The organism is Thermoflexus sp. (assembly GCF_034432235.1).
GTDB lineage: Bacteria > Chloroflexota > Anaerolineae > Thermoflexales > Thermoflexaceae > Thermoflexus.
Genome location: NZ_DAOUCJ010000038.1, coordinates 1 through 24,919, shown reverse-complemented (window position 1 = coordinate 24,919; position 24,919 = coordinate 1). Strand labels below are relative to the sequence as shown.

The 24,919-nt window shown below is 65.3% G+C and carries 25 protein-coding genes, 2 tRNA genes and 1 riboswitch; of the genes, 16 read left to right on the top strand and 11 right to left on the bottom strand.

All coding sequences use genetic code 11. From position 1 onward, the window contains the following. The first annotated feature begins 2 nt into the window (after positions 1–2). From VAE54_RS04890 to cbiR, 4 genes are read left to right on the top strand one after another with little or no spacing between them, the layout of a single operon-like run. Positions 3–977: a GNAT family N-acetyltransferase gene (locus VAE54_RS04890; RefSeq protein ID WP_322800814.1), complete on the top strand. Its 975-nt coding sequence runs from the start codon at positions 3–5 to the stop codon at positions 975–977. A gap of 45 nt (positions 978–1,022) precedes the next feature. Next, complete coding sequence (locus VAE54_RS04885) at positions 1,023–1,391, top strand: SHOCT-like domain-containing protein (protein ID WP_322800813.1); 369 nt, start codon at positions 1,023–1,025, stop codon at positions 1,389–1,391. A 12-nt stretch (positions 1,392–1,403) separates the two neighbouring features. Further along, positions 1,404–2,543: an MFS transporter gene (locus VAE54_RS04880; protein ID WP_322800821.1), complete on the top strand. Its 1,140-nt coding sequence runs from the start codon at positions 1,404–1,406 to the stop codon at positions 2,541–2,543. A 28-nt stretch (positions 2,544–2,571) separates the two neighbouring features. Beyond that, positions 2,572–3,468 (top strand): cobamide remodeling phosphodiesterase CbiR, encoded by an 897-nt coding sequence (cbiR, locus tag VAE54_RS04875; RefSeq protein ID WP_322800812.1) that lies wholly within the window; start codon positions 2,572–2,574, stop codon positions 3,466–3,468. Positions 3,469–3,493: 25 nt separating this feature from the next. Here cbiR and VAE54_RS04870 read toward each other — a convergent pair whose 3' ends face one another. From VAE54_RS04870 to VAE54_RS04860, 3 genes are all read right to left on the bottom strand, one after another. Then, positions 3,494–4,432, bottom strand: coding sequence for a hypothetical protein (locus VAE54_RS04870; RefSeq protein ID WP_322800811.1), 939 nt, complete (start codon positions 4,430–4,432; stop codon positions 3,494–3,496). Positions 4,433–4,502: 70 nt separating this feature from the next. Next, complete coding sequence (locus VAE54_RS04865; RefSeq protein WP_322800810.1) at positions 4,503–5,000, bottom strand: DinB family protein; 498 nt, start codon at positions 4,998–5,000, stop codon at positions 4,503–4,505. Between the two features lie 18 nt (positions 5,001–5,018). Continuing rightward, entirely contained in the window at positions 5,019–7,034 is a 2,016-nt protein-coding gene (locus VAE54_RS04860) for a (Fe-S)-binding protein (RefSeq protein WP_322800809.1), read from the bottom strand. 165 nt (positions 7,035–7,199) lie between these two features. After that, positions 7,200–7,286, top strand: a riboswitch (Fluoride riboswitch). A 37-nt stretch (positions 7,287–7,323) separates the two neighbouring features. On the opposite strand from VAE54_RS04860, the gene VAE54_RS04855 reads away from it, so the two are divergent. Genes VAE54_RS04855 through VAE54_RS04845 form a run of 3 tightly spaced genes read left to right on the top strand, consistent with a single transcriptional unit; the run spans position 7,324 to position 8,992 of the window. Continuing rightward, positions 7,324–8,076, top strand: a complete 753-nt coding sequence (locus VAE54_RS04855; protein WP_322800808.1) for a DUF6062 family protein — start codon at positions 7,324–7,326, stop codon at positions 8,074–8,076. Next, positions 8,057–8,488, top strand: a complete 432-nt coding sequence (locus VAE54_RS04850) for a hypothetical protein (RefSeq protein WP_322800807.1) — start codon at positions 8,057–8,059, stop codon at positions 8,486–8,488. The genes VAE54_RS04855 and VAE54_RS04850 overlap by 20 nt, the downstream gene beginning before the upstream one ends. Positions 8,489–8,509: 21 nt before the next feature. Next, on the top strand, positions 8,510–8,992 hold the full coding sequence (locus tag VAE54_RS04845; RefSeq protein WP_322800806.1) for a HEAT repeat domain-containing protein: 483 nt from the start codon (positions 8,510–8,512) through the stop codon (positions 8,990–8,992). A gap of 5 nt (positions 8,993–8,997) precedes the next feature. Here VAE54_RS04845 and VAE54_RS04840 read toward each other — a convergent pair whose 3' ends face one another. Next, a complete protein-coding gene (locus VAE54_RS04840) occupies positions 8,998–10,602 on the bottom strand; it encodes a CTP synthase (RefSeq protein WP_322800805.1) in 1,605 nt (534 codons plus the stop codon). Positions 10,603–10,780: 178 nt separating this feature from the next. Continuing rightward, positions 10,781–11,155: a roadblock/LC7 domain-containing protein gene (locus VAE54_RS04835; protein ID WP_088570686.1), complete on the bottom strand. Its 375-nt coding sequence runs from the start codon at positions 11,153–11,155 to the stop codon at positions 10,781–10,783. A gap of 122 nt (positions 11,156–11,277) precedes the next feature. Here VAE54_RS04835 and VAE54_RS04830 point away from each other — a divergent pair, with 122 nt between their 5' ends. From VAE54_RS04830 to polX, 4 genes are all read left to right on the top strand, one after another. Beyond that, entirely contained in the window at positions 11,278–12,198 is a 921-nt protein-coding gene (locus VAE54_RS04830; protein ID WP_322800804.1) for a diacylglycerol kinase family protein, read from the top strand. 118 nt (positions 12,199–12,316) lie between these two features. Beyond that, positions 12,317–13,450 (top strand): GNAT family N-acetyltransferase, encoded by a 1,134-nt coding sequence (locus VAE54_RS04825; protein ID WP_322800803.1) that lies wholly within the window; start codon positions 12,317–12,319, stop codon positions 13,448–13,450. A 5-nt stretch (positions 13,451–13,455) separates the two neighbouring features. Further along, positions 13,456–14,745: an MFS transporter gene (locus VAE54_RS04820; protein ID WP_322800820.1), complete on the top strand. Its 1,290-nt coding sequence runs from the start codon at positions 13,456–13,458 to the stop codon at positions 14,743–14,745. A 194-nt stretch (positions 14,746–14,939) separates the two neighbouring features. After that, on the top strand, positions 14,940–16,700 hold the full coding sequence (gene polX / locus VAE54_RS04815; protein ID WP_322800802.1) for a DNA polymerase/3'-5' exonuclease PolX: 1,761 nt from the start codon (positions 14,940–14,942) through the stop codon (positions 16,698–16,700). 105 nt (positions 16,701–16,805) lie between these two features. Here the strand turns inward: polX and VAE54_RS04810 are convergent, their stop codons facing one another. From VAE54_RS04810 to VAE54_RS04795, 4 genes are all read right to left on the bottom strand, one after another. After that, on the bottom strand, positions 16,806–17,714 hold the full coding sequence (locus VAE54_RS04810) for an alkaline phosphatase family protein (RefSeq protein ID WP_322800801.1): 909 nt from the start codon (positions 17,712–17,714) through the stop codon (positions 16,806–16,808). Between the two features lie 188 nt (positions 17,715–17,902). Beyond that, positions 17,903–18,394: an adenosine-specific kinase gene (locus VAE54_RS04805; RefSeq protein WP_322800800.1), complete on the bottom strand. Its 492-nt coding sequence runs from the start codon at positions 18,392–18,394 to the stop codon at positions 17,903–17,905. A gap of 100 nt (positions 18,395–18,494) precedes the next feature. Continuing rightward, positions 18,495–19,526, bottom strand: coding sequence for a GNAT family N-acetyltransferase (locus tag VAE54_RS04800; protein WP_322800799.1), 1,032 nt, complete (start codon positions 19,524–19,526; stop codon positions 18,495–18,497). A gap of 6 nt (positions 19,527–19,532) precedes the next feature. Next, a complete protein-coding gene (locus VAE54_RS04795) occupies positions 19,533–20,465 on the bottom strand; it encodes a GNAT family N-acetyltransferase (protein ID WP_322800798.1) in 933 nt (310 codons plus the stop codon). A gap of 347 nt (positions 20,466–20,812) precedes the next feature. Between VAE54_RS04795 and VAE54_RS04790 the strand changes: the two genes are divergently transcribed. From VAE54_RS04790 to VAE54_RS04780, 3 genes are all read left to right on the top strand, one after another. Then, the gene (locus VAE54_RS04790; protein WP_322800797.1) at positions 20,813–21,073 is read left to right on the top strand and encodes a hypothetical protein; all 261 of its coding nucleotides are present in this window, start codon (positions 20,813–20,815) and stop codon (positions 21,071–21,073) included. Positions 21,074–21,419: 346 nt separating this feature from the next. Then, positions 21,420–22,127: a hypothetical protein gene (locus tag VAE54_RS04785; RefSeq protein WP_322800796.1), complete on the top strand. Its 708-nt coding sequence runs from the start codon at positions 21,420–21,422 to the stop codon at positions 22,125–22,127. A gap of 157 nt (positions 22,128–22,284) precedes the next feature. Continuing rightward, positions 22,285–22,950, top strand: a complete 666-nt coding sequence (locus tag VAE54_RS04780; protein WP_322800795.1) for a lytic transglycosylase domain-containing protein — start codon at positions 22,285–22,287, stop codon at positions 22,948–22,950. Positions 22,951–23,018: 68 nt separating this feature from the next. Here the strand turns inward: VAE54_RS04780 and VAE54_RS04775 are convergent. Continuing rightward, positions 23,019–23,110: transfer RNA gene (locus VAE54_RS04775), tRNA-Ser, on the bottom strand. A gap of 100 nt (positions 23,111–23,210) precedes the next feature. Further along, positions 23,211–23,301: transfer RNA gene (locus VAE54_RS04770), tRNA-Ser, on the bottom strand. Positions 23,302–23,573: 272 nt separating this feature from the next. Between VAE54_RS04770 and VAE54_RS04765 the strand changes: the two genes are divergently transcribed. Together VAE54_RS04765 and VAE54_RS04760 are read left to right on the top strand one after the other, a co-directional pair. Beyond that, a complete protein-coding gene (locus VAE54_RS04765) occupies positions 23,574–24,287 on the top strand; it encodes a rhomboid family intramembrane serine protease (RefSeq protein ID WP_322800794.1) in 714 nt (237 codons plus the stop codon). A 215-nt stretch (positions 24,288–24,502) separates the two neighbouring features. Beyond that, the coding region (locus VAE54_RS04760; RefSeq protein WP_322800793.1) for a response regulator transcription factor at positions 24,503–24,919 on the top strand (417 nt) is incomplete at its 3' end.

Genomic DNA, 24,919 nt, shown 5'->3' with positions numbered 1-24,919 from the left:
CCATGGCTCATGTCGCAGGCCGGGAAGCGGCGAACGGGTTGCGTCCCGCCGATGTGCGACGGGATTTGCGGGGGATCGCCGACCTGCTGGAGGAGGCCTTCGCCAGCGAGCTGGACGAGATCGGCCAGCGGATCCTTCGGGAAATGCGTTTCTGGTCCCGCCTGGGATGGTTGCTGAAGGGTCTGGAATGGTTTCTCCCGCCTGGGGAGGCCTTCGTGCCGGGCTATGTGTGGGTGGAAGACGGGCGTGTCGTGGGATACGCCATGGTCCGCCGCTTCCAGCCGGGCCTGGAAGGCTGGCTGATCGCCAATGTCGCGGTGGCCCCTGAATTCCGGGGGAGGGGGATCGGTCGGGCGCTGGTCGCAGCCTGTCTGGAATATGCTCGGGCCCATGGGGCCCGTTGGGCCGCCCTGCAGGTTCGGGCGGACAACATCCCCGCCCTTCGGCTGTATCGATCGCTGGGTTTTGTCGAGATCGGGCGGATCCAGATCTGGCGTCGGGAGGCTGGTGGTGCACTATCCTTTCCGACCATGTCCTCTGGGATCCCCGGCTATCGGGTGCGGCCCGCCCGACCGGGAGAGGCGTCCGCCCTCTCCGCCTGGATCGCTGCGGCAGAGAACCCGGCGATGCGGTTGTTTGAACCGCTGGGCCTGCTTCCGATGGCCCTGGCCCCATGGCCCTTCGGTCAGCGACGGAAAACCCTCTGGATCATCGAAACCGAAGGCGGGGAGATCGTGGCCATCGCCGCCTGGATCCGCCGGGAAGGCACCCTGACCCTGCGGGCCTTTCTCACCGGGTCCGGAACCCCTCAGCATGCCCGGTGGCTGGTGGAGACCGCTCTGATCGGGATCCCTCCCACGCTTCCCGTGATGGCCCTCACCGGCGAGGAACCGGCGCTCTCAGCAGCCCTGCTCTCCTTCGGCTTCCGACCGATCCGCATCCTGATCGGGATGCGCTGTGACCTGCCGGCTGGGTAGCGAAGGGCATTCCCCGGAGATATCCCATCTCAGGAGGAGGTTACCATGGCACGGGATGAGGAGCGTTTACGGATCCTGAAGATGATCGAGGCCGGTCAGATCACCGCGGAACAGGGTCTGGAGCTGTTGAAGGCGCTTCAGGAAGCCGAAGCGGCTCCAGAGCCCTCGACCCCCTCCGCGCGCTGGCTGCGCATCCGGGTAACGGATGCGGCCTCCGGGCGCCAGCGGGTTCACGTGAGCATCCCCCTGAGCCTGGCGGATCTAGGCCTCCGGATCAGCGAGCGCTTCATCTCCGGGATCCCCGAGAGGCAGCTTCAGGAGCTGCTGGAGCACCTGCGAAAGGGAGCAACTGGGAAGCTGGTGGAAGTGGTGGATGAAGAAGAAGGAGAGCGCGTGGAGATCACCGTGGAATAAGAGCTCTGGTGGATCGCCCGGACTACCGATTCCGCCACGGCGCTTTCTATCGCCACGCTGCTGGCTCTCCTGCCCGGCATCCTTCTAGGCCCGGCCATCGGGGCCCTGGTGGATCGCTGGGATCGCCGGGCGATCATGCTGGCCGCAGACGGCGGGATGGCCGGGATCACCCTGGGGCTGGCCATCCTCGCGATGATGGGGGTCTTCGATCTGGGTCCGGTGTACGGGGCGATGTTCCTCCGCTCGCTACTGGAGATCTTTCACTGGTCCGCTCTCCAGGCCTCCATCCCGCTGCTGGTTCCCGAGCGTCATCTGGCCCGGATCGCCGGATTCCATCAGGCGCTTCAGGGAACCCTCAACATGATCGCTCCACCAGCGGGGGCCATCCTGCTGGGCCTTCTCCCCCTTCCCGGCGTGCTGATGGTAGATGTGCTCATCGCCGCCCTGGCGGTATCGATGTTGCTGTTCATCGCCATCCCCCAGCCATCCCGGGACCCCTCCAGCCGCTCTGCGTGGTGGCAGGAAATGCTGGAGGGCCTGGATTACGTGCGGCGGTGGTCTGGAGCGCTGGCGCTCATGGGAATGGGCGCCCTGATCAATTTCGCGGTGAACCCGGCCTTCGCCCTGCTTCCTTTAATTGTCACGCGCCATTTCCGGGGTGGAGCGCTGGAGCTGGGGTGGCTGGAGTCGGCCTGGGGGATCGGAGGGATCAGCGGCGGTTTCATCCTGGGGGGGATTCCGGCGCCGTATCTACACGACGCTGGCCGGCCTGATCAGGATGGGCGCCGCGCTCTCCACGCTGGCCCTTCTACCTCCCTCAGCCTTCCCGGCGGCCCTAGGGGCGATGTTCCTCGGAGGCGTGATGAACGTTCTGACCAACGGCCCGATGTTCGCGATCCTCCAGGCCGTGGTGCCTCCGGGCATGCAGGGTCGGGTCCTTCTGGTCATGGGAAGCGTGGTGGGGGCGATGGCACCGCTGGGCATGGCCATCGCCGGGCCCGTGACCGACGCCCTGGGCGTGCAGGTATGGTTTCTGGCTGGAGGTCTTGCGTGTGCGCTGACCGGAATCCTGGGGATGGGGATTCCTTCTATCATCCAGCCATCCAGCTGGAAGAACGGGCTCCCCACCGGATGCAAACTCCCACCTCATAAGTTAAAGTTGGTGCGAGGAGAAGCCCGTATGGCCCTCCGATTCGGCATTCAACTGCTTCAGGCCCCCCTGCTGCTGGAGTTATCCCGGCCATGGCTGGAGCGCGCGGCCGGGGCAGCCGGCGTCGATGCGGCCCAGCTAACAGAACGGATCGCGGATGAGGGGTTCGACCTCATCGAACTGAACCCGGACCTGCAGGTCCTTTTCCCGGAATCCTTTTCCCTCCCGGCCCTCCGTCGCCTGCAGGAGCTGAAGGAAACGCGGGGCGTGCACTACACCGTTCACCTTCCCCTGTGGTCCCTGGATCCCTCCAGTCCCGTGGAGGGCATTCGCCGCGCATCCGTGGATCTCCTGGCGGATGCCGTTTTCCGACTGGCCCCGCTCCAGCCCGAAGTCTACGTCCTTCATATCGCCGGACCTCTCGCATCCGAGTTCTTCACCTCCCCAGCCATCCCGGAAGCCGTGCGAGGAGCGCTGATGCGCCGGTTTCAACAGCAGGCAGCTCGCAGCCTGGAGGAGCTCCTGCGCCGCACCGGATTGTCCCCTCGATCTCTGGCCGTGGAAACCATTCAGTTCCCGCTGGAACTTACGCTGGAGCTGGCCGAGGCTTTCGATCTCGCGGTTTGCCTGGATACCGGCCATGTGGCCTCGCAGCAACCCGGACCCCATCCTTTTCAGGAAGCTCTGGAACGTTGTCTCCCTCGTCTGGCGGAGATCCATCTTCACGATGGCTATTATCGCCGGAGGCCAGACGGCTCCATGGCCTGGGCGGATCATCTTCCCCTCGGACATGGGGAGGTCCCGGTTCGGGAGCTTCTCCAGACTTTAGAGGTTCATGGGTTCACCGGGCCCGTGATCCTGGAGCTGAGCCTGGATGCAGCAAAGGCTTCCCTGGCTTTCCTGAGGCAGATGAGCGAGGCAGGATGAGGCGTATGGCAGGTCGAAATGAGACTCAAGCGGCCTCCGAACCCGGTTCCTCTTCTTCCTCGGGGATCTCTTCGGGGGCGAAGGCCCTTCCATCCCGTAGCCACCACACCCCCCGCTCCCGGGCGGCCCGCCGGGCCGGCGCCGTCAGCGCCTTCGCCGCCACCACCGGGACCACCTCTGCCCCCAGCGCCCGGGCCAGCACCCCCGCCCGCTCCGCCGCCCGCGCCACGTCCTCCGTGCTCCCCAGCCAGGAGACCTCCACTGCCAGATACACCCGACGGTCCCCCCGCCGGTGGAACCCCTCCACCAGCAGATCCAGGGGAGCCGCCCGATCCACCTCCTCCCCCGTGATCCGCCCGGCGGCCTCCGCTTCCTCCAGGATCTCCAGCTTGCGCGAGTCGGGGAGGATGGCCGCCCGCCGCAGCAGCGGACGGAACAGACCGGGGTTCTCGCGGTAGAGGGCCTCCAGGCGCATGGACTTGAGCTCCCCCAGGTCCCGGCTGTGGTCCTCCTGGCGGCGCTCCACCCGATCCAGGCGCGCCTCCACCCGGTCCAGGCGGCGGTCGGTCTGGGCCCGGTATTCTAGGAACTCCTGCCGATGTTCCAGAAACTCACGGCGGTGCTCCAGGAACTCCTGACGGTGCTCCTGGAACTCCTGGCGGTGGGCGGCGAATTCCTCGCTCAGGCGGCGGACTGCCTCCGCCAGTTCGGCGAAGCGGGCCTCATTCTGGGCCTGATAGGCCAGCAACTCCTGACGGTGGGCGACGAAGGCCTCGCTCAGGCGGCGGACCGCTTCCGCCAGCTCCGCGAAGCGGCGCTCGGCCTCAGCGCGGAAAGCGGCAAGATCCGCCGGCAGGCGGAGGAGGTCCTCCGAGGCCAGCAGGGCCCACAGGACCTCCCGCCACTCGGGATGCGCCTGCAACAGCTCCACCAGATCCCGCAAATCTTCCACCGTCAGCGCCATAACATGCCTCTCTCTTCAGGAAATTGTATCACAATCCGGAGGCCGTATGCGATCCATCGTTCTCACCAGATCACTCGAACTCCCATCGCGGCTCAAAGGCCGCCGCCATCTCCCAGAACAGGGCGATCTGAAGGATCGTCGTCATATGCTCATAGGTATGCTGAACGGTCTTCGTCACGATCCAGGTCAGCGTCTGCGTTCCCCAGACCGTTCCGGGAACCGGCCGGCTCCAGACCTCCGGTGGGATCGGGCGGACCAGGGCCATGGTCTCCCGGCGAACTTCTTCCAGGCGAGCGAGCCAGGTCGCCGCCGGGAGATCCCGGGGCCAGAAGAGATCTTCATCGGGCACCTCGCCGGGAGCCAGCGGGCCCCGAAGGCCCAGGACATAGCGGATTTGCGGCAGGGCGATGTGAGCCTCATAGAACCAGAGATGGTAAAGCTGGCGTCGCACGGACCAGTCGCCCAGGGCAGGCGGCGGCCGTCGCCCTTCCCGATCGGGCGGGACTTGAGCGACCGCCCATCGCAGATCGCTCAGGGTGGATTCCAGACGATCCAGCAGTTCCTTCATTGGGAACGCTCTCCTTGATCAGCCCGATGGCTGGGCCAGTGCCTCCGCCATAACCTCGGCGACGTCTCGAACGGGAACCTGATCGATCACCCCTTTGCTCTGGGCAGCGGAAGTGAGCATCAAGTGGCAGAACGGACAGGCGACCGCAATGCCCTGGGGGCTCACCCCCATGGCTTCCTCCAGGCGCTGGAGGTGGATCGGACGGGCCTGCGGCGTATCCATCCAGACCTGGGCGCCCCCCGCCCCGCAACAGAACCCTCGCTCCCGGCTCCGGGCCATCTCCGCCAGTTCCACCCCGCTCTCCTGCAGCAGGCGCCGGGGCGCGTCGAAAATCCCATTGTAACGACCCAGGTAGCAGGAATCATGGAAGGTCCAGCGCTGCCCTACTCCCCGCTTCATCTTCAGCCGACCTTCCTCCACCAGGCGCACCAGGAACTCGGTATGGTGAACCACTTCGAACCGCCCCCCGAACTGGGGGTATTCGTTTCGGAAGGTGTTGTAGCAATGCGGGCACATGGTGAGCAGGATGCGGAACCGGTAGGAGCGCAGGGTCTCCAGAATGGCTTCCGTGGCGGCGACATACATGGCCTCATGGCCGGCACGGCGGGCCCACTCGGCGGTGCACGTCTCTTCATCCCCCAGCACGGCGAAGTCCACGCCGGCGGACTGGAGCAGGCGGACAATGGCCCGGGCGGTGCGCTGGCCGTTGGGATCGAAAGCCCCTGCGCACCCCACCCAGAACAGGACCTCCGCCGCTCCCTTCTCCGCCATCACCGGCACGTCCAGCCCTTTCGCCCACTCCAGCCGCGAGGTCCGCTGCCCCCACGGGTTGCCCGTCCGTTCCGTGTTGCGGAAGGTGTTGGAGAGGGAGGCCGGGATGTTCCCTTCCATCAGGGTCAGGTAGCGCCGCATGCCGACGATGAGGTCCACATGCTCGATGAGCACGGGGCACTCGGAGACACAGGCGTAGCATGTGGTGCAGGCCCAGATGGCCGCTTCCGGCGTCACCGTCCCGGCCAGGGCCAGGCGATCCTCCTGGATCCGGATGGGCGCGAAGGGGTTCAGGGTGGGCGGCAACACCGCATGGAGGGTATTCCGCACGTCCAGCACCACCTGCTTGGGGTTCAGGGGCGTTCCGGCGGCATACGCCGGGCATGCGACCTGGCACCGCCCGCACTCCGTGCACGCCTCCCCGTTCAGCAGCTGCACCCATGTCAGATCCCGCAACGTCCCGATCCCCAGCCGCTCCGCTGTCTCCAGATCCGGGATCGGTGCCAGGGCTCCATTCGGCCGATCCAGGCGGGAGAAGAACACGTTGAGGGTGGAAGACACGATGTGAACCAGAAAGCCTACCGGGATGAAAACATAGGTGAGACCGGCCAGCGCCGCATGGAAGGTCCAGGTCGCCTGATGGAGAGGGCGCAGGACGTCCTCGCCGAGGCCGATGGCGATCCAGGCCTGGCCGAGGATCCACCCCATAAAGGAGGCCGGTCCCCATGGCGGGCGCTGCACGGCCATGCGGAAGGATTCCAGAAGCCAGCCGGTGACGATCAGAATCAGCAGCCAGACCAGCGCCAGATCGAACCGGCGGCCGTAACTCAATTTAGGCGGGCGCGCCCCATAGCGGCGCCACGCCAGGATCCCCAGGCCGATCAGAGCGAGCAGGGTGAAGAGGTCCAGCACGAACTCGTAGACCAGATAGATCTCCCCGCGCAGGAACTTGAAGATGTCCGCATCGATAAAGGCGAGGGTCGTTCCGATAAAGAAGATCACGAACCCCCAGAACAGCGAGGCGTGGGAGAGCCCTCCGACCGGATCCCGGATCACCCGCCGCTGCCCCAGGACGTAGGTGAGCACCCGTTTCAGACGCTCCGGGAGGCGATCGAAACGCATCTCCGGCCGGCCCACCGCCCACCAGATCCGGATGCGCCGGTAGAGAGAAAGGAGGAAAATGGCGAGACAGAGCGCGTGGAAGGCATAGACCGCCAGCTGGGCCCACGCGGGCATGTTCCACAGGTTGATCCGCTCCGGCATGGGATTTCCTCCCACTGGCAGGATCCCTGCGACGCTGGGGACGCTGGCTTTCAGTTTAGCACACCGGCTGTTCGGGAGGTGTTCAGATCCCGCTGCGAACGCACCGTGACGCCGAACCCCCTCCGCCGCTGGATAAGGCGAGAACTTCAGTGTAAAATTAAACAAAATCGATCCGGCGATGAGGCTCGCCGGGCGGGGGCTTTTCCCGCGAACCGCCATGCCTCGGGCGTGGCTGATAGCCTCTATCCCACGGATGGGATAGAGGCTTTTTTGTTTGGGAGGTGAGGGGATGAGCTGGGGGCTGGCGAATTTGAAGCATGCGATGCGGCAACCCGGATGCCCGCTATGTCGCCTGCAGCGGGAGGCCGAGGCCCGCTACCTGGAGAACCTGCTCTGGGAGAACGTGAACGACCCCGCGACCCGCGAGCAATGGGCGGCAGGGCTGGGATTCTGCGGCCGGCACGCCTGGCAATTGCAACGCCTGGAGGCCCGGCGCTACGGGGATGGGCTCGGGAACGCGATCCTCTATGAGGATCTCCTGCAACGGGTGATCCCCGTTCTGGAGGCGATGGCCCAGGAACCCGCCCGCCCGCTTTCTCCTTTCGAGCAATGGCTGGCGCGTGTCCTCCACGCCCCCGGTCGTCCTGGCCCCCGCGGGATCGCTGGCCTGCATGGGCGGGCGCGCTGCCGGGTATGCCGGCTGGGAGAGGAGACCGCGCGGGCCTATGCGGAGTGGCTGGTCGAAGGCCTCACGGATGCAGAGATCCAGGAACGCTATACGGCTTCGGATGGGTTATGCCTGCCCCATCTGCGGATGGCACTGGCACGCGCTCACGATCGAGCGCCTCATGCCTTCGCTTGGCTGGCCGGCGATGCCGCGCGGCGCCTTCGACTTCTTCTAAAGGATCTGCAGGAATATATCCGCAAGCATGACTGGAACTATCGCCATGAGCCGATGAGCCCTGAAGAACGCAAGGCCTGGATTCGCGCGGTAGCCTTCTTTGCAGGGGAGGTAGAGAACAATGGTTCGCTGGACGATTGAGGTGGATGAAGAGACCGCGCGCCGCTGGCGAGCCTTCTGGGAATCCCGCAGCCTGAGCGAAGCCGAGGGCCTGCTCTATTTTCTGGGGCTGGGGGCAGCTTATGCGGAGGGGCAAGCCGTCCTCTCCGGCGTGGCCACCGGGACCCATTCCGCGGAGGAGGTGGAGCGCCTGATCCGGCGCCTGGTGGAACTGGAAGGGCGTTACGCGGTGATGAAGTTCCGTCTCTTCCAGGCAGAGCAAGCATTGCGGCGGTGGGAGCTCAGTCATGGAGCCATTGAGGCGATGAGCACGGGGCTCCAGGAGGTGGTCCGCCGCCTGCAGCAGGAGAACGCCCGGCTCCGGGAGATGCTGCGCCAGCTTCAGAGGGATCAGGCGGCAGCGCTGGATCCAGATGAGGGCAATGAGGCCTGAACATTCCGGAGGAGGCATCGGATGGGGAAGCTCACCCGATTCTGCCCCGAATGCTGGGCCGAGCTGCCCGCAGGAGAGGAGACCATCTGCCCCACCTGCGGCGCTTCCCTGACAGAGGAGCGGGATTTCTTCGAGAAGCTGCTTCGCGCGCTCCGGCATCCCGAGCGAACCCGGGCGGCCACCGCGGCGACCATCCTGGGGCAGTTAAGGGATCCCCGGGCGGTGCCCGCTTTAATCGAAACGGCTCTCCACGCCAGGGACTTCGGTGTTCAGGAGGCAGCCGTGCGCAGCCTGGGACGCCTGGGGGATCCTCGGGCGATCCCGGCCCTGGCGGTGCTGCTGCGATGGGAGAGCCCTCTCCCCGTGCGCCTGGCGGCGGTGGAGGCACTGAGGGCGTTCGACGACCCCCGGGCCCGGGAAGCCCTGCGGAGCGCCTGGAACGACCCCTCCGAGGCCGTGCGGCGGGCGGCCCGGGAGGCAGGGGTTTCTATTTCAGAGCGATGATTGCCTCAATCCAGACGGGACGCGGCGGCGGCGATGAAGGCCCGGAACAAGGGATGCGGTCGGTTGGGTCGGCTCTTGAACTCTGGATGGAACTGGGTTCCCAGCATGAAGGGGTGATCCGCCAGCTCCACGATCTCCACCAGCCGGCCATCCGGCGAGAGGCCGCTCAGCACCAGCCCGGCCCGCTGAAGGAGATCGCGGTAGGCGTTGTTGAACTCGAAGCGATGACGATGCCGCTCATAAACCAGATCCACTCCATACGCCTGAGCGGCCCGGGTCCCCGGCACCAGGACGCAGGGATAGGCGCCCAGCCGCATCGTCCCCCCCAGATCCGTGATATCCCGTTGCTCCGGCAGCAGATCGATCACCGGATAGCGGGTATGGGGATTGAACTCGGTGCTGTTGGGCTCATCGGAGCCGAGGGCATGACGGGCGAGCTCAATCACCATCACCTGCATCCCCAGACACAGGCCCAGGTAAGGAACGCGGTGTTCCCGGGCGTAGCGGGCGGCCAGGATCTTCCCCTCCACTCCTCGATAGCCGAAGCCGCCGGGCACCACAATCCCATGGGCCCGCCGCAGGCGATCCCAGCAACGACCGTGCTCCAGATCCTCCGCCGGGATCCACTCGATCTGCACATCCACCCCATGGGCCACGCCGGCATGGATCAGGGCCTCGCGGACACTGATATAAGCGTCGTGGAGATCCACGTATTTGCCCACCAGGGCGATGGGAAGCTTCTCTTTCGGACGCCGCATCTCGCTCACCATCCGGGACCACTCCGTCCAGTCCGGATCGCGGCCCGGGAGGCCCAGCCGTTCCACCACGAAGGTCCCCAGCCCAGCCTCCTCCAGCATCAGGGGAACCTCGTAAAGGATCTTCGCCGTGGGCAATGGGATCACCGCCCGCAGGTCCACATCACAGAACAGGGCGATCTTCTCCCGCAGGCTGTCGGGGATGGGGTGATCGGCCCGGGCGATGATCACATCGGGCTGGATGCCCACGCTGCGGAGGGTATTCACGCTATGCTGGGTCGGCTTGGTCTTGAGCTCCCCGGTGGCGCCGATGTAAGGAAGCCAGGTCACGTGGATGTAAAGGACATTGTCCCGCCCGACGTCGCGCCGCATCTGCCGGATGGCTTCCAGGAAAGGGAGCCCCTCGATGTCGCCCACCGTGCCGCCCACCTCCACGATCACCACATCGGGGTTCTGGTGGGCTTTGGCCACCAGGCCGATGCGCCGCTTGATCTCGTTGGTGATGTGGGGGATGACCTGGACTGTCCCCCCCAGGTAATCGCCCCGACGTTCCTTGGCGATCACCTCCGCGTAGATCTGCCCGGTGGTGACGTTGCTCGCCCGGGTCAGGTTCTCATCGATGAAGCGCTCATAATGCCCAAGGTCCAGGTCCGTCTCCGCGCCGTCCTCAGTGACGAAGACTTCCCCGTGCTGGAAGGGATTCATCGTCCCGGGATCCACATTGATGTAAGGATCCAGCTTCTGCATGGTCACCCGGAGCCCCCGGGTTTTCAACACCCGCCCGAGGGCCGCTGCGGCCACCCCTTTCCCAACGCTGCTGACCACGCCGCCTGTGCAGAAAATATACTTGGTCATGGACGCCTCCCAGGGCTCCTCGCTGTCGCTCAGGTGGGGGACTGATGAGGGATGCATGATCCCCATCCCCCCGCGGGGTGTGGGTAGAAATCGCCTTAGGGCCTTTGGGCCTGGATAGGAACCCATGGCCCCATAAAATGGGGTGCGGGGCGCCTGAGCGCCCCGCACCCTTCTCGCCCTACCCCATCAACTTCGCCAGATCCTGCGCCGCCCGGCGCATATCGAGGAAGACCAGGCCCAGTTTGGCGTTCTCCCGGGCCAGCACCGTCAGCACAGCCTCCTGACCCACCGCCATCAGGATCACATAGCCGTTTGATCCGTGTACATAGACCTGATCCAGCGTGCCCCGCCCCAGTTCGCTGGCGATCCGTTCCCCCAGGGAGAGCATGGCCGCCGACATGGCCGAGACCCGATCCTCCTCCACATCCCGAGGCAGCGCGGAGGCAATGATCAGCCCATCGACGGAGACCAGGGCCGAGGCCTCGATGTCCGGCGTGCTGGCCTGGAGATCCTTTAGCCGCTGCACGATCAACTCGGTGCGGGATCTGGCCATCGGGGACGCTCCATGGCTTGAGGATTTGCCGTTCTGAGCATACCATGGCCTCCCTGAGCCGTCAAAGCTCGCCCGCCGGCACGATGCGGAATCCATCGTTCCCTCGGGAGGGCGCTGCACCTATGGCGGAACAACCCTGGTGGGTGATCGTGAATCCGGTGGCCGGCAATGGACGAACCGGCCGGCGATGGGGCGGGCTGGAGGCCCGCCTGCGCGTGGAAGGGATCCGCATGAAGGTCGTCTTCACCCAGAAGCCGGGTCACGCCACCCTCCTCGCCCGACAGGGCCTGGAGGCCGGCTTCACCACCATCGTTGGCGTGGGCGGCGATGGAACCCTCCATGAGATCCTGAACGGGCTCCCCCTAGAAGATCCGGGGCGCATGCAGACCATCCGACTGGGGATGCTCCCCCTGGGCACCGGTTCTGATTTCGTGCGCACCTTCCGGCTGCCCCGGGATCCGGTCGCCGCGGCCCTGCGGCTACGGGAGGGACGGGTTCGCCGGGTGGATGTCGGCCAGATCACCTGTCGGCGGGCTGAGGAGACCGTCACCCGTTATTTCATCAACGCCGCGGGGCTGGGGTTCGATGGGGAAGTGGCCGATCGCACCAACCGGGGCATCAAGGCCTTCGGGGCCACCGGCACCTATCTGGTGTATCTCTTCCTCACCCTGATCCTGTACCAGAACAAGACCGTCATGGTGCGGTTCGATGGGGAAGAGCGTTCCGGACGGATGAACTCCGTGCTGGTCTGCAACGGACAATACTTCGGGGGCGGGATGTTCATCGCCCCGCATGCCGAAGTGGATGACGGATGGTTCGATGTCATCCTTCTGGGGGATCTGGGGAAGGGAGAAATCGTGAGCAATCTCCCTCGTGTCTATCGGGGGACGCATCTGACGCATCCCAAGATCACCTGGCGGCGCGCGAAGGAGATCCACGTGGAGGCGAAAGAGCGGATGTTCCTGCAGGCAGAAGGAGAGCTGGTCGGGGAGGCCCCGGCGACGTTCCGCATCCTCCCCCAGGCCCTGGCGTTTCTGGCGTGAAAGGAAGGGCCTGAACCGGTGCGGAGATGCCCCGTCCAGTCTGAGCGCATATTCCTGAGGGAGAACAGCGGCACAGATCCTGTGGGTCGCTTCATACTCGAACAGGGGAAACAGGCGCATGCTGACCATCCAGGAATGCCGAACCCCGGCCGAGCGCCGAGCTTTTGTGACCTTCCCATGGCGCGTGTATCGGGGCGATCCCTACTGGGTTCCCCCGCTGATCAGCGAGCGGATGATCTTCTTCGACCCGCAACGCAACCCGTTCTATCAGCACGCGGAAGTCGCCCTTTTCATGGCCCGACGAGATGGGGAGCCGGTGGGCACCATCGCCGCCCTCATCAACCATCAGCACAACGCCTTCCACAACGAGCGGGTGGGCTTCTTCGGCGCTTTCGAGGTGCTGCCCGATCGGGAAGCCGCCCACGCCCTGCTCGCCACGGCCCGGGATTGGGTTCGATCCCGGGGCATGACGGCGCTGCGCGGGCCGGCCACTTTCAGCACCAATGAGGAATGCGGCCTCCTGATCGAAGGGTTCAACGACCCGCCTCGCATCCTGATGACTTACAACCCCCCTTACTATCGGGATTTCATCGAGAGCTTCGGTTTCCAGAAAGCGATGGACCTCTACGCCTATGAGCTGACAGTGGAGGTCTTCAACTGGCCGGAGAAACTGGTCCGGGTGGTAGAGAAACTGAAGAGCCGCGCGAAATTCCGGGTGCGTCGGGCGGATATCCGGCGCTTTCGGGAGGAGCTCGATCGCATCAAAAAGGTCTATAATTCGGCGTGGGAACGGAACTGGGGCTTTGTGCCGCTCACCGACGCAGAGATCGAACATATGGCGGCTCAGCTGATCCAGTTCGTGGACCCCGATCTGGTGTTCATCGCGGAGGTCGATGAGGAGCCCATCGGGTTCTCCCTGACCCTCCCGGATATGAACCAGGCCCTGCGAAAGGCCTACCCGCGCCCCGGCGTCCCGGAGTGGTGGACGTTGCTCAAGCTTCTCTATTACTGGAAGGTGCGCCGGGTGGTGGATACCATCCGGGTCTTCGCGATGGGGGTGGTCGAGAGCTGGCGCTCTCAAGGGGTGAGCGCCTTGTTCTATTATGAGACGGCGAAAGCGGCCCTGCCGAAGGGCTATCGGCGTGCGGAGATGTCGTGGGTGCTGGAGAACAACCTGATGATGAATCGGGATATCCAGGCGATGGGCGGGCGGATCTACAAGATCTACCGGATCTATGAGCTGCCGCTGTGAACCCGATGCGGAAATCCCGGCTGCGCGGGCGAGCCCTCTGGCCCTTCGGAAGGTCCTTCACCCTGCTCTGGGTGGGCCAGTTTCTGTCGCAGATCGGCGATCAGTTCCTCTTTATCGCCGGCTTAAGCCTGCTGGACCGCCTGACGAACTCCCGGGCCGCCTTCGGGGGGCTGGCCATGGCCATCACCCTTCCCCAGATCCTCTTCGGGCTATGGGGGGGGGTCTTCGCCGATCGGTGGCCGCGTCGTTATGTGCTGATCGGCTCCGACGTGGCGCGGGCGCTCATCGTCCTGGGCGCGCTGACGGTGCAGACCAACGCCGATTTGTGGCGGCTGTATCCGCTGGCCTCGGCCCTGGCCGTTACAGGGCTCTTTTTCTATCCCGCCCGCAACGCGGTGCTTCCCGCCCTGGTTTCCCCGGTCCACCTGCTGCAGGCCAACACGATGCTCCAAGCCAGCTACGTCCTGGCCCTGGTGGCGGGCGGGATCTCTGCCGGGTTCTTTGTGGATCGCTTCGGGCCCTACGCGGCCTTCATCGTTGACAGCCTCACCTTCCTGGTTTCCGCCCTCACCCTGGCCTGGATCCGCCTTCCCTCCTCGGTGAATCGGCCCCAGCCAGCCCGGCGGAGTTCCCCCAGTCGGGATCTGCTGGAAGGCCTTCGCTTCGTGTGGACCCGGCGCTCCCTTCGGGGGGTGGCGGCCATCACGCCCTTCGCCACCATCGGGATCGGCGTGGTGCAGGTCCTTGGCCTGGCGTTCCTTACGGAGGTCCTCCAGGTGCGCGGCGGCGGGTTCGGCCTGACGATGGCCATGATGGGCGTCGGCTTAGCTATCGGGCTGGGAGTGGTGCCGTTGCTCGGCCGTCGGATCCCGACCCCTTGGGTGGTGGGCTTTTTCCTGGCCGCTGCCGGCTTCGCCACGGTGGCCTTCAGTCAGGCCCAGACCTTCGCCCTCGTGCTCCTGGCTGCTTTCGCGATGGGGCTCTGTGTGGTGGTGGCCCGGGCCGGCATGGCCACCCTGATCCAGGAGATCACGCCGAATCCCCTGCGGGGGCGAGTGGACAGCCTGGTGAACCTCGTGGTGAACGGCGCGCTGGCCCTCGCCCAGGGGAGCGCCGGGCTCTTCGGGCAGCTATGGGGCCCCCGGCCGGTGCTGCTGGGAGCGGGATTGCTCATGGTGCTGGTAGGGGGATTCGCTGCCCTGGGCCTACGGAGGATCCCCACCATGCCTTCAGAAGGCATCGTCCTCGCCGCCTCCAATCCGGAAACCGAACGCCCCCTCCCCCCTCCGCGATGAGGCCCATCCGGGGAAGGAGAACGGAATCCCTTCCAGAGCAGCGCAGCCGGCCGCTTCCCGGAGGCCCCGCCCAGCCCGTTCCCCTCTTCCCATTTGCGCTATGATGAAATGAGGCTGGATTTTCCGCCTCATCTACCCTCCAGCCGAGGAAAGGGACCCTTTCGCCCTCAGGAGAGCGATCCAAGGAGGCGACGATGGAACGGCGATGGACCAACCAGGAGATCGCGCAGATCTTCGAAAACATCGCCGATATGCTGGAGATCCAGGGGGAGATCCCCTACAAGGTCATGGCGTATCGGCGGGCGGCGGAGAACATCGCCGCCCTGGGACGGGACATCTACGATCTCTGGCAGGAAGGCGCCCTGCGCACCATCCCGGGCGTGGGCGAGGCCATTGAGGAGAAGATCGATCAGCTGCTCCGCACCGGCCGCCTCGAGCTTTACGAGCGCCTGAAATCCGAAATCCCCCAGAGCCTCCTGGAGATGCGCCAGATCCCCGACATGGGCCCCAAACGCATCAAGGCCGTATGGGAGAAGCTGGGGATCACCACGGTCGAGGAGCTGGAGGAGGCCGCCCGCGCGGGGAAGCTCCGAAGCCTGCCCGGCTTCGGCGCTAAGCTCGAGAGTAAGATCCTGGCCGGCATTGAGGCGGTCAAGCGCCGCAAGATCGCCGGACGGGTGCCGCTGGGCGTGGCATGGCCTCTGGCCCATGAGATCCTGAGCGCCCTCCGGGAGGTCCCCGGCGTGCAGCAGCTGGCCGCCGCCGGATCCTTCCGCCGGATGAAAGACACCATCGGCGACCTGGATTTCCTCGTGGCGGCCGATAACCCCGATGCGGTGATGGAGCGCTTCACCACGCTCCCCATCGTGGAGACGGTGCTTCTGAAGGGCTCCACGAAATCCAGCGTCCGCCTGCGGACCGGCTTGCAGGCCGACCTGCGGGTGATCGAGGCCGCACGCTGGGGGACGGCACTGCAATACTTCACGGGCAGCCAGCAGCACAACATCCAGCTGCGGGAACACGCCCTCAAGCGCGGCTACAGCCTCAGCGAATACGCCCTCACCCAGGTGGAGACCGAGAAAGAGATCCTGTGCGCGACGGAGGAAGAGGTTTACACCCGCCTGGGCCTGGCCTATATCCCGCCGGAGCTGCGGGAAGGACGGGGGGAAATCGAAGCCGCCCTGGAGGGCCGCCTCCCGCGGCTGATCGAGATCCATGATCTCCAGGGCGACCTGCAGGTCCACAGCACCTGGAGCGACGGCCAGGCTTCCATCCGGGAGATGGCCCGGGCGGCGAAGGCCAGGGGTTATCGTTACATGTTGCTGACCGACCATTCCCAGAGCCTGGGAGTGGCGAAAGGCCTGACGCCAGAACGGCTGTGGGAACAGCGCCGGGAGATCGAGGCCGTGAACGCCGAGCTGGGCGATGGGTTCCGCGTGCTCCACGGGGCGGAGGTGGAGATCCGGGCCGACGGCAGCCTCGATTACCCCGATGAGGTCCTGGCCGCCCTGGATCTGGTGGTCGCCTCCGTGCACACCGGCCTGCGACAGGATCGGGAACGGGTGACAGCCCGCTTCCTGGCCGCCATCCGCCATCCGTATGTTCACATCATCGCCCACCCGACCGGACGGTTGCTGGGGGAACGGGAGGGAGCGGATGCCGACTGGGAGGCCATCCTGCGGGCCGCCGCAGAGACCGGGACGTTGCTGGAGATCAATGCGAACCCGGCCCGGCTGGATCTCCCGGATGGGCTGGCCCGTCGGGCGTTGGAGCTGGGATGCAAACTTGTAATCAGCACCGATGCCCACAGCCCTGGGGAATTCGATCTGATCCACTTCGGTGTGGCCGTGGCCCGGCGGGCCTGGGCCACGCCGGAGGACATCGCCAACACCTGGCCGCTGGAGCGGCTGCTCGCCTGGGCCAAAGAGAAGCCGCGACGCCTGGGGCGCGCATAAGAACCCGGAGCCCGCAGGCGCCGGGGAGAGCGCTTTCGCCCTTCCCTCAACCTTTGCGTGTTTTTCCTTCTTCCACGGCCCGGAAAGCCGTGGAGAAGGACGGATCTACGCGCTCAGAACCCTCAAAACCCCGGGGGTGAGATCCAGCAGCGAGGTCGCGTTTTGAAAGGCCTGGATCCCTGGCCCGGCGACCAGAAGGGGGACCGGATTCATGGTGTGCAGCCGGGTTCGCAGATCCTCCATGTTCCCATGGTCGCTGGTCACCATCACGGTCGTCTCCGGCGGCCGATGCCGGAGCAGGGCATCCAGGAAGCGATCCAGCGTCTCCAGGACCGGCTCCGGGGGCAAATGTCGATGGCCCACCAGATCGGTGAGGAAGCTCTCGAAGAGCACCAGGTCCGCTTCTTCCAGCAACCCGAGCAGCCGCATCGCCGCCTCCTCGGGCGCCACAGGCGGCAGATCCGGGAAAGGCCGGCCGTGCCGCCGGGCCCACGCGGGCGCAAAGGCGTTCGTGATATCCCAGAGCAGCGCCCGTCCTTCCTGCAAATCCTGGAAAGTCCGAAAGGGCAGGTTCGCCAGCTGGTTCATCCAGGTCGTCACGGAAGGGCGCAGCCGCCCCTGGGCGACCAGTTGCCAGTAGAGCTCCGAATACGCATTGGCGAAGGTGGGGCGGAAGCCCGCGGCCCGGGCCCGGCGGAACAGGCTGTGCTCTTCCAGCATGCGCACCAGCTCCGGGGAGGGATAGCCCGTTCGGTGGCCGCCGATGAGGGCGGGAGCGTTCAGGCCCGTGAACAGCGCGGTCTGGCCGGTCGCGCTCTGAGGCAGACCCGGGACGCCCAGGGTCGCATCCAGCTCGCGGCAGAGCAGATCTCCATTTTCCCCCGCGCATCCCCGCACCAGCGGACGGCCGAATCGGGCGGATAGCCGGGGAAGACCGGGGAGGAAGAGGGGATTCGATGGCTCCGGCTCCCCCACCCCCACACCATCCAGAAAAACCAGCACCACAGGCCCCATCCGCATCTCCCCTGGATCCGGCAGGCGGGACGGGTTGTCCCGCCCGCGAACGCTTCCCGATCCCCGCTCGAACGATTTCTCCATTCAATATCAATGGCGCCCGTGCGGGATGGAGTCCTTCCCCCAACCGGAAATCGAGCGAAACGATCATCCGCAGGTTTGAACCCCCTTCGCAGACGGCTCCCTCCTCACATCTTGTAGCCGATGCGGCGCAGGAACTCCTTGCGATGCGCGACATCGGCCTCCGTCTCAACCCCTCGAGTGGCCACCCCATCCACCACCCCGAGGATCCCCCGCCCCTGCTCGGTCTCGGCGATGATCACCTGCATGGGATTGGCGGAGGCTGCGTAGATGTGACAGACCTCGGGGACCATCTTGATGGCGTTCAGGACGTTGATCGGGTAGTAGCCCCTGCCCAGGACCACAATGAAGAAGTGCCCGGCGCCGACCGCCAGCGCGTTCTTCTTCGCCAGCTCCACCAGCTCCGGATCTGTCCCGCTGGCCCGGACCAGGGCGGGGCCCGAGGACTCGCAGAAGGCCAGGCCGAACTTAATGCCGGGGACAGTGTTCACAAGCGCCTCGTGAATGTCCTCCACGGTCTTAATGAAGTGGCTCTGGCCCAGGATCACATTGAGCTCGTCCGGCTTCTCGATCTGCACAACCTTCAGCTCGACCGCCATGGGGCACCTCCTGAGGACGTGGAGTGGGTCCGTGCAGATTGGGTTTCCATAAAGAGATATTTCCCGTTCCCCGTAGGGCAACGGCAAGCCGTTGCCCTGCTCACAAGGGGGCGGAGGCGCTCCCTTCCCCCACCCGGGAGATCACGATGCGATATAAGGGCACCTCCCGAGCCCCGAAGCGGAACTTATATGGTTCATCTCCCCGCAGGAAATCGAAGACGCGCTTCCCCTGCTCGATCGCATGACGGATCAGGTAAGCGAGCAGGACCACCCCGGGGCTCAGGCCGGCGAAGCGGGGATGGAAACCTGCGTTATACAGCCAGATCCGATCCCCGTAATCGAAATCCAGGTAGGTCGCGGCCTTCTCGCCCTCGATTTCGATAAACGAGAGGCGCGTCCATCCTTCCCGGAGGCCGTAACGGATCACACGACGAAAGAAGGCGCGCATGCGTTCGCTCAGGAAGTCCGCCTTCTCGGGGCTGCTGGCGGCCATCAGATCCAGGAACGCCTCGATGGCTTCCTCGATATCGGGTCCTTCCTCTCGCAGGATATACCAGCGGATGTTTTCCAGCGACTCCACCCGGCGCATCTTGCGCCGGAGCTCGTGACGGTCCTTCCCATCCAGCATCTGAAGATACGCCTCCCACGTCGCGGGCAATTGCAGCACCGGGCATACCGTTAACGGCTCCACCTGAACGGTCAGGCTGTAAGCAGAGGCCAGGTTCGGCCATACAGGATAGAAAGGGGAATCCTCCCGGATGTTCCACAGGATCAGGAGGTCCCACTCCGGCGCCCCCGGGCTAAGCAGCCAGGCCAGAAGCCCATGGGCGATCTCCCCCTCCCGGCCGGACTGCGCCGGGAGATCCAGATAATCCGTGACCTCCTCGCCGAAGGTCTCCAGCACCCGGTAGCCATCCCGGGCGATCCGGCGCAGGGGCGCGAGGCCGATCAGCCGTCCATCTTCCTCGAATGTCAGGAGGTGGAGCTCTCCTTCCCCGAAATGCTCCCACCAGATCCGCAGCCAGCCCGGACGCAGAAAAGGGGCATCCACCGAGGACCGGCGCAACAGATCGATCCATGCCTCCGCCAGCTCATCGAAGACGGCAGGATCCTGAAACCGACAGAGCCGCATCCGCGATCACTCCGCATCCCGAAGGTCCACGAGATCCCGGGCGAAGACGCTCCATGGCTCCCTTCCGGTCAGGTGCGCCCGGACCAGGGCGTAGAAGCTGCGGGGAGGCTTCCCCGGCTCCTGTTCTCGAACGAAATCCACCACCAGGTAACCGAGGGCAAAGGCGGTTTCGAAGAGCTCCCGCGTGTGGAACCGCCAGGCCCGGGCCAGGCCCGGATCCTGCCGCTTGATCTCCTGGAAGCGATAAGGGATTTCCACCAGCCAGAAGCCGACATCCGGGGTCTGGAACGTTTCGGGGGGGATCGGGAGGCCGCGTTCATCGAAGCGGCAGGGGTTCACCAGCACCGCGCCGGCCTGCTCAAAGGAGGAACGGGAGAGGGCGAAATGGCCCTGGCTCAGGCGAGTCGCCACCCGCCGGCTGGCGATATACCAGTCCACCTGGAAACGGTCCGTGGGCAGCCCCCGGTTCAGGGCGTCGTGGAGCTCTCCATAGGCGTTCCGGATGTAGGTGTTGCACACCGCCCCCAGCTTGGCGATGTTGAAATAGGCGTTGCGGCTCTCCAGCGGGTCATAGGTCCAGGTGATCAGCCGCAGGCCCTGATTGCGGACCGCCTCGCGCTGCGCGAGCTTGAGCTGGTAACCGATGCCCTTATCCTGCCATTCGGGAAGCACACCCAGTTGATGGGAGCAATGCTTCAGCTTGACCGTGGCTGGGGCCTCCCGCCCTCGACGCTCATCCGTTCCCAGGAAACCGAACACGAACCCCACCAGCTGGCCGCCGGCAAAGGCACCCAGAAGCACCCCTCCATTATGGGCCGCCGTGATGAGCACATGGGCGGGAACCACATCCAGATCATCCGAGCCCCAGATCCGGCGCTGGAGCTCCACACACGCCTCGATCTCCTCCAGCGTGCGCAGGGGTCGGATCTCCACCTCCATCCCTCTTCCCTCGACCTCGCTGAATAGGCCTTCCCCAGCCCGGATGACTCCGGCGCTGCAGAATCACTATCCCAATCTCTACGATTGTAGCGTAAATCGCGGGGATCTTGCGAAACAGCGCGGGCATGGAACCATCGCGGATCCCGCCTCCGCTTCCTGGGGGACCATCCAAAGTGGACAGATGCGTGGGCCGGAAGGACAATAAAGACATTAGGGGTTGCATAACCTTCCTGAGGGGTTCGACAGGGCCAGGCCGTCCCAAGCCCCTCAGGAGGAAGATCAACGGTAAGGGCCGGCCTGAGGGATTGTTCTTTTCACCCAGAGTGACCACCGGAGGGATCCTTCGAATGGAGAAGATCCAGCTGTTCTGCGATCGGGCCGGATGTCAGGCCCATGAAGGCGCGTGGGTGCATCGGGTGCAGGCGGAAGAGTGGATCGTGGAGCTGGAAGGACGCGCCCTTCGCTTCGTGGAAAGCGGCATTTCCCCCATCTGCCCGCTCTGCGGCCATCCCCTGCTCTGGCCGATCGAGCGAATGGAAGGAACCACGCCGGCTTCCCCGGAGGAGCAGCGGCTGCTGAGCCTCTGGCTGGCCACGCTGCCCGAATAAACCCCCGTTCGGGTGAACGCGCTCCCGCGCGCAGACGGTGCAGGATGCCGATTCCCTCTCACGCCCGGTCTGACCCCCAGCAGCCAGACCAATGAAGCGCGACGGACAGTCTTCTCTTCATCATCCCGCCCGGGACGAAGCAGAGAGCCCAGGAAGGATTTCGTTCAGGAGGGGCCATCCGACCCCCCTAGAGTTTGAGCCCAGCGACGGATATGCCAGCTCCAGAAAATCCTCCGCCCAGAGCCCATGGGAGAACAAGCGCCCGCGAAGACCCGGACTTGACGCCCCATCCGCCCAGTGATATGATGAGATTGCGGATTAGAACAAATGTTCTAAGGAGGCTCGGATGGCCTGGCATGGATTCCGAACGGCTCAACCGGAGGGTCTGGCCCCCCAACCGATCCGCGAGAAGGGGATGTCGGGTTCCTCTCCGGCCTCGAGCGCGGAGATCGGGGTACCGCTGGTGGTGGGGCTGATGATGGCCGGGGGATGGCTGGCGCTGGAGTGGTTCAATTATTCGGCGTCTCAATACGCGTTGACCACGCTCTTCGGCAACCTGACGGCTGACGGGGTGACCTGGGGGGTGCTGCTGGCCCTGGGCCTGTGGCTGGTGGATTTGTCGGGTCTGCTCTATCTCTCGCTCCCCCATGAGCGGGAGAAGCCCGGCTTCTGGTATGTGCTGGTGGCCTGGCTTCTGGCCTCGGGGGCCAATGCCCTGCTCAAGTGGTGGGCCGTCACCCTGGCGCTGATGGCCTCGCCGCTCACGCAGCCCAGCACGCCCCGCACAGCCCTGGTGAACGCCATAATGCCCTACATCCCAACCGCCACGGCCTTCCTGGTGTGGACGGGCCGGGTTCTCCTGGTGAGCACGATGATGGGGCTGCTGGTGCCCGCGGCGCGCCGGCTCGCCGATCGCCTCCAGGCGTGGGCGGACTCCCGGATCGCCCAGACGTCGGAAGCCGCGGAGGAGACGCGAGGGGCCGCTACCGGACCTCGTCTGATCGCGCCGGAGGACCAGGAGGCCCTGCGACGACAGCGGGTCGGCCCGCGTTAATCGGCCGGTGTAGAGCCCAGGGGCGCAGTGACGCCGGGCCCCTGCCCCCGGTGCCGATCGAGCTCGAAGGTGGCAGAGCGGGCGGCTGCTTCCTTCGCCCCATCCACCCCGCTCCCTCCGCCCCTTAAATGCTTGAATGCTCGCTGAGGTGGAGGCGATGCTTACTCTGGAAGCGCAACGCTGGGTCACGCGCGGTCTTCCGTTAGGGATCGCCGTGCTGGCGGTTCTCCTGTTGACGCCGCTGGCCGGGCTGGTGGCCATGGCCCTGAATCCAGAGGAGGCCATCGGCCTCTCCCCCTTCCCCGCCCCTCCCCACGGCGGAGAGGAGGGGAGGGGTTTGGCCCCTTTGTTTACGCCCGAAGTGCAACGCTGGTCGGCGCAGATCCTGGCCTGGGCGCAGGCTTACCATCTGGACCCCAATCTGATCGCCACGGTGATGCAGATTGAATCCTGTGGGGATCCGCTGGCTCGATCCCCCAGCGGGGCCATCGGGCTCTTCCAGGTGATGCCCTTCCATTTCGGAGCCCGGGAGGATCCGTGGGATCCGGAGACGAATGCGCGCGCCGGGCTTTCGTATCTGGCGGAGGCATGGCGCAAAGCGGGGGGCAATGTCGCGCAAGCCCTGGCCGGCTATAACGGAGGCCACACCGTCATCGGGCGCCCGGAACGCTGGGGCGCGGAGACCCGGCGCTATGTCTACTGGGGGGTGGGCATCTATGAGGACGCCCGGCGGGGAGCGGCCCAGAGCGCCCGGCTTCAGGAGTGGCTGGAGGCCGGAGGGCGCAGCCTGTGTGAGCAGGCGGCACGACGGATCATTCGATAGAGGAAAGCGGCCCGGAATCCCGAGGATGAAAAACGGGGCAGCGCCTGAGGCGCTGCCCCGCGGGCAGGCGGAGGGGGAGGGATTCGAACCCTCGAGGGAGGCTTTTCGCACCCCCCACCGCTTAGCAGGCGGTCCCGTTAGGCCACTCCGGCACCCCTCCACAGCGAACATGACAATCCGGGTGACCGATCCCCCAGCCACCCGGATGACCCATTGACTTCCCCAGCAGCCCACCATGGGCCCCTGGAGCATCCCGCAGGCGGAGGGAGGGGGATTTGAACCCCCGAGGAGGCTCTCAGGCCTCCTAGCGGTTTTCAAGACCGCCGCCTTCAGCCGCTCGGCCATCCCTCCATAAGCAATTATGCCCGGCCCTCCATTCTCCGTCAAGCCAAACGATCCAGGCAGGGGCTACCGGGGATCTCTCCCCGAAGGCTTTCGGGATCAGCCTGGCCCCCGGCAGCTCAAAACCGTCCGGGAGACCAGGAGGGGACCCCCGGCCTGCTCCGTTCGCGCCCAACCCCAATCCCACCGATCCCGGCCAGCACATAACGCTCCGCCTCCGCTCTACGGTTTCTCCCAACAGAGGTATAATGGGTTTTGACCTTTTCGCCAGGGATTTCCAAATGATCCCGATCAGTGACAGTCCGCGAAGCCGAACGATCCCCATCGTCAACTGGACGCTGATCCTGCTGAACGTCCTGATTTTCCTGTTCGAGCTCTCGCTGCCTTCGCGGGCGCTGGATCGCTTCCTGTTTACATGGGGGGCGGTGCCCATCCGGGTCTGGGGCGCCGTGCTGGGGCATGCGGATCCCTTCTGGCTGATCACGCTGATCACCAGCCAGTTCCTGCATGGGGGATGGGCCCACATTCTGGGCAACATGCTCTACCTGTGGGTGTTCGGGGACAATGTGGAAGACCGCATGGGCCACATGCGCTATCTGGTTTTTTATCTGCTCTGCGGGGTCATCGCCGGCCTGATCCAGACCTTCGTCCTCTTCGGCTCCCGGGTCCCCCTGATCGGCGCCAGCGGGGCCATCGCGGGGGTGCTGGGCGCTTACCTGGTTTTATTCCCCGGAGCGCGGGTGACGGTGCTGGCCCCTTATTTCTTTTTCGGCCTGGGCTTCTTTGAAGTCCCGGCGGCCGTGCTGCTGGTGATGTGGTTCCTGCTCCAGTTCATCAATGGCATAGCCGCAATCACCACGGCAAGCCCATCGGTGGGGGGCATCGGCTGGTGGGCGCACATCGGCGGGTTCGTGGCCGGCTGGCTGCTGGTCCGCTTCTTCGCCCGCCGCCCCCAACCTCGTCCAGCCTGGCCTCCAGACTGGTATGAATGGTAAGAAAGCCTGTTCCCTGTCGATGCCGCCGGCATCCCGCCCGATGGTGGAAAGCCTTTCCCATGAAGGTAAAATCTGAGCTAAAATCGCAGAACGGTTTCGGAAACTATAGATTCACCGTCAACTGAAAAGCGTGGCTTACCCGGATCGTCGGGTGGTTGACCAACCCTGGGTTGAGGTAAAGGGAACCGATGATGAAGAGGTAAAGGGAACCGATGATGAATGGGAAAGCGCTGATCCTGCTGATTGATGATGATCCGTTGTTACGGGAGCTGCTGACGCGGGCCCTGATCCAGGATGGCTATGAGGTGCTCGCGGCGGGCACCGGGAGCGAGGGGCTTTCGCTGTTCGACCTTCACCATCCGGATGTGGTGATCCTGGATGTGCTGCTCCCTGACATCGAGGGCTGGGAGGTCTGTCGACGCATCCGGCGGGTCTCCACGGTGCCGATCCTTTTCCTGACCGCTTTAGAGGAGATCCCGGACCGGGTGCGGGGGCTGGTTCTGGGAGGGGATGATTATATTGTTAAGCCTTTCGCTGTTGAGGAGCTGCTGGCCCGCGTGGAAGCGATCCTGCGGCGGGTGCGCCAGGCCGCCCCTGCGGCATCGCCGATCCTGGAGATCGGGAACGGCGCC

Coding starts and splice junctions, on each gene's coding strand:
- VAE54_RS04890 (WP_322800814.1), top strand. CDS start 3: ATGGCTCATGTCGCAGGCCGGGAAGCGGCGAACGGGTTGCGTCCCGCC.
- VAE54_RS04885 (WP_322800813.1), top strand. CDS start 1,023: ATGGCACGGGATGAGGAGCGTTTACGGATCCTGAAGATGATCGAGGCC.
- cbiR (WP_322800812.1), top strand. CDS start 2,572: ATGGCCCTCCGATTCGGCATTCAACTGCTTCAGGCCCCCCTGCTGCTG.
- VAE54_RS04870 (WP_322800811.1), bottom strand. CDS start 4,432: ATGGCGCTGACGGTGGAAGATTTGCGGGATCTGGTGGAGCTGTTGCAG.
- VAE54_RS04865 (WP_322800810.1), bottom strand. CDS start 5,000: ATGAAGGAACTGCTGGATCGTCTGGAATCCACCCTGAGCGATCTGCGA.
- VAE54_RS04860 (WP_322800809.1), bottom strand. CDS start 7,034: ATGCCGGAGCGGATCAACCTGTGGAACATGCCCGCGTGGGCCCAGCTG.
- VAE54_RS04855 (WP_322800808.1), top strand. CDS start 7,324: ATGAGCTGGGGGCTGGCGAATTTGAAGCATGCGATGCGGCAACCCGGA.
- VAE54_RS04850 (WP_322800807.1), top strand. CDS start 8,057: ATGGTTCGCTGGACGATTGAGGTGGATGAAGAGACCGCGCGCCGCTGG.
- VAE54_RS04845 (WP_322800806.1), top strand. CDS start 8,510: ATGGGGAAGCTCACCCGATTCTGCCCCGAATGCTGGGCCGAGCTGCCC.
- VAE54_RS04840 (WP_322800805.1), bottom strand. CDS start 10,602: ATGACCAAGTATATTTTCTGCACAGGCGGCGTGGTCAGCAGCGTTGGG.
- VAE54_RS04835 (WP_088570686.1), bottom strand. CDS start 11,155: ATGGCCAGATCCCGCACCGAGTTGATCGTGCAGCGGCTAAAGGATCTC.
- VAE54_RS04830 (WP_322800804.1), top strand. CDS start 11,278: ATGGCGGAACAACCCTGGTGGGTGATCGTGAATCCGGTGGCCGGCAAT.
- VAE54_RS04825 (WP_322800803.1), top strand. CDS start 12,317: ATGCTGACCATCCAGGAATGCCGAACCCCGGCCGAGCGCCGAGCTTTT.
- VAE54_RS04820 (WP_322800820.1), top strand. CDS start 13,456: ATGCGGAAATCCCGGCTGCGCGGGCGAGCCCTCTGGCCCTTCGGAAGG.
- polX (WP_322800802.1), top strand. CDS start 14,940: ATGGAACGGCGATGGACCAACCAGGAGATCGCGCAGATCTTCGAAAAC.
- VAE54_RS04810 (WP_322800801.1), bottom strand. CDS start 17,714: ATGGGGCCTGTGGTGCTGGTTTTTCTGGATGGTGTGGGGGTGGGGGAG.
- VAE54_RS04805 (WP_322800800.1), bottom strand. CDS start 18,394: ATGGCGGTCGAGCTGAAGGTTGTGCAGATCGAGAAGCCGGACGAGCTC.
- VAE54_RS04800 (WP_322800799.1), bottom strand. CDS start 19,526: ATGCGGCTCTGTCGGTTTCAGGATCCTGCCGTCTTCGATGAGCTGGCG.
- VAE54_RS04795 (WP_322800798.1), bottom strand. CDS start 20,465: ATGGAGGTGGAGATCCGACCCCTGCGCACGCTGGAGGAGATCGAGGCG.
- VAE54_RS04790 (WP_322800797.1), top strand. CDS start 20,813: ATGGAGAAGATCCAGCTGTTCTGCGATCGGGCCGGATGTCAGGCCCAT.
- VAE54_RS04785 (WP_322800796.1), top strand. CDS start 21,420: ATGGCCTGGCATGGATTCCGAACGGCTCAACCGGAGGGTCTGGCCCCC.
- VAE54_RS04780 (WP_322800795.1), top strand. CDS start 22,285: ATGCTTACTCTGGAAGCGCAACGCTGGGTCACGCGCGGTCTTCCGTTA.
- VAE54_RS04765 (WP_322800794.1), top strand. CDS start 23,574: ATGATCCCGATCAGTGACAGTCCGCGAAGCCGAACGATCCCCATCGTC.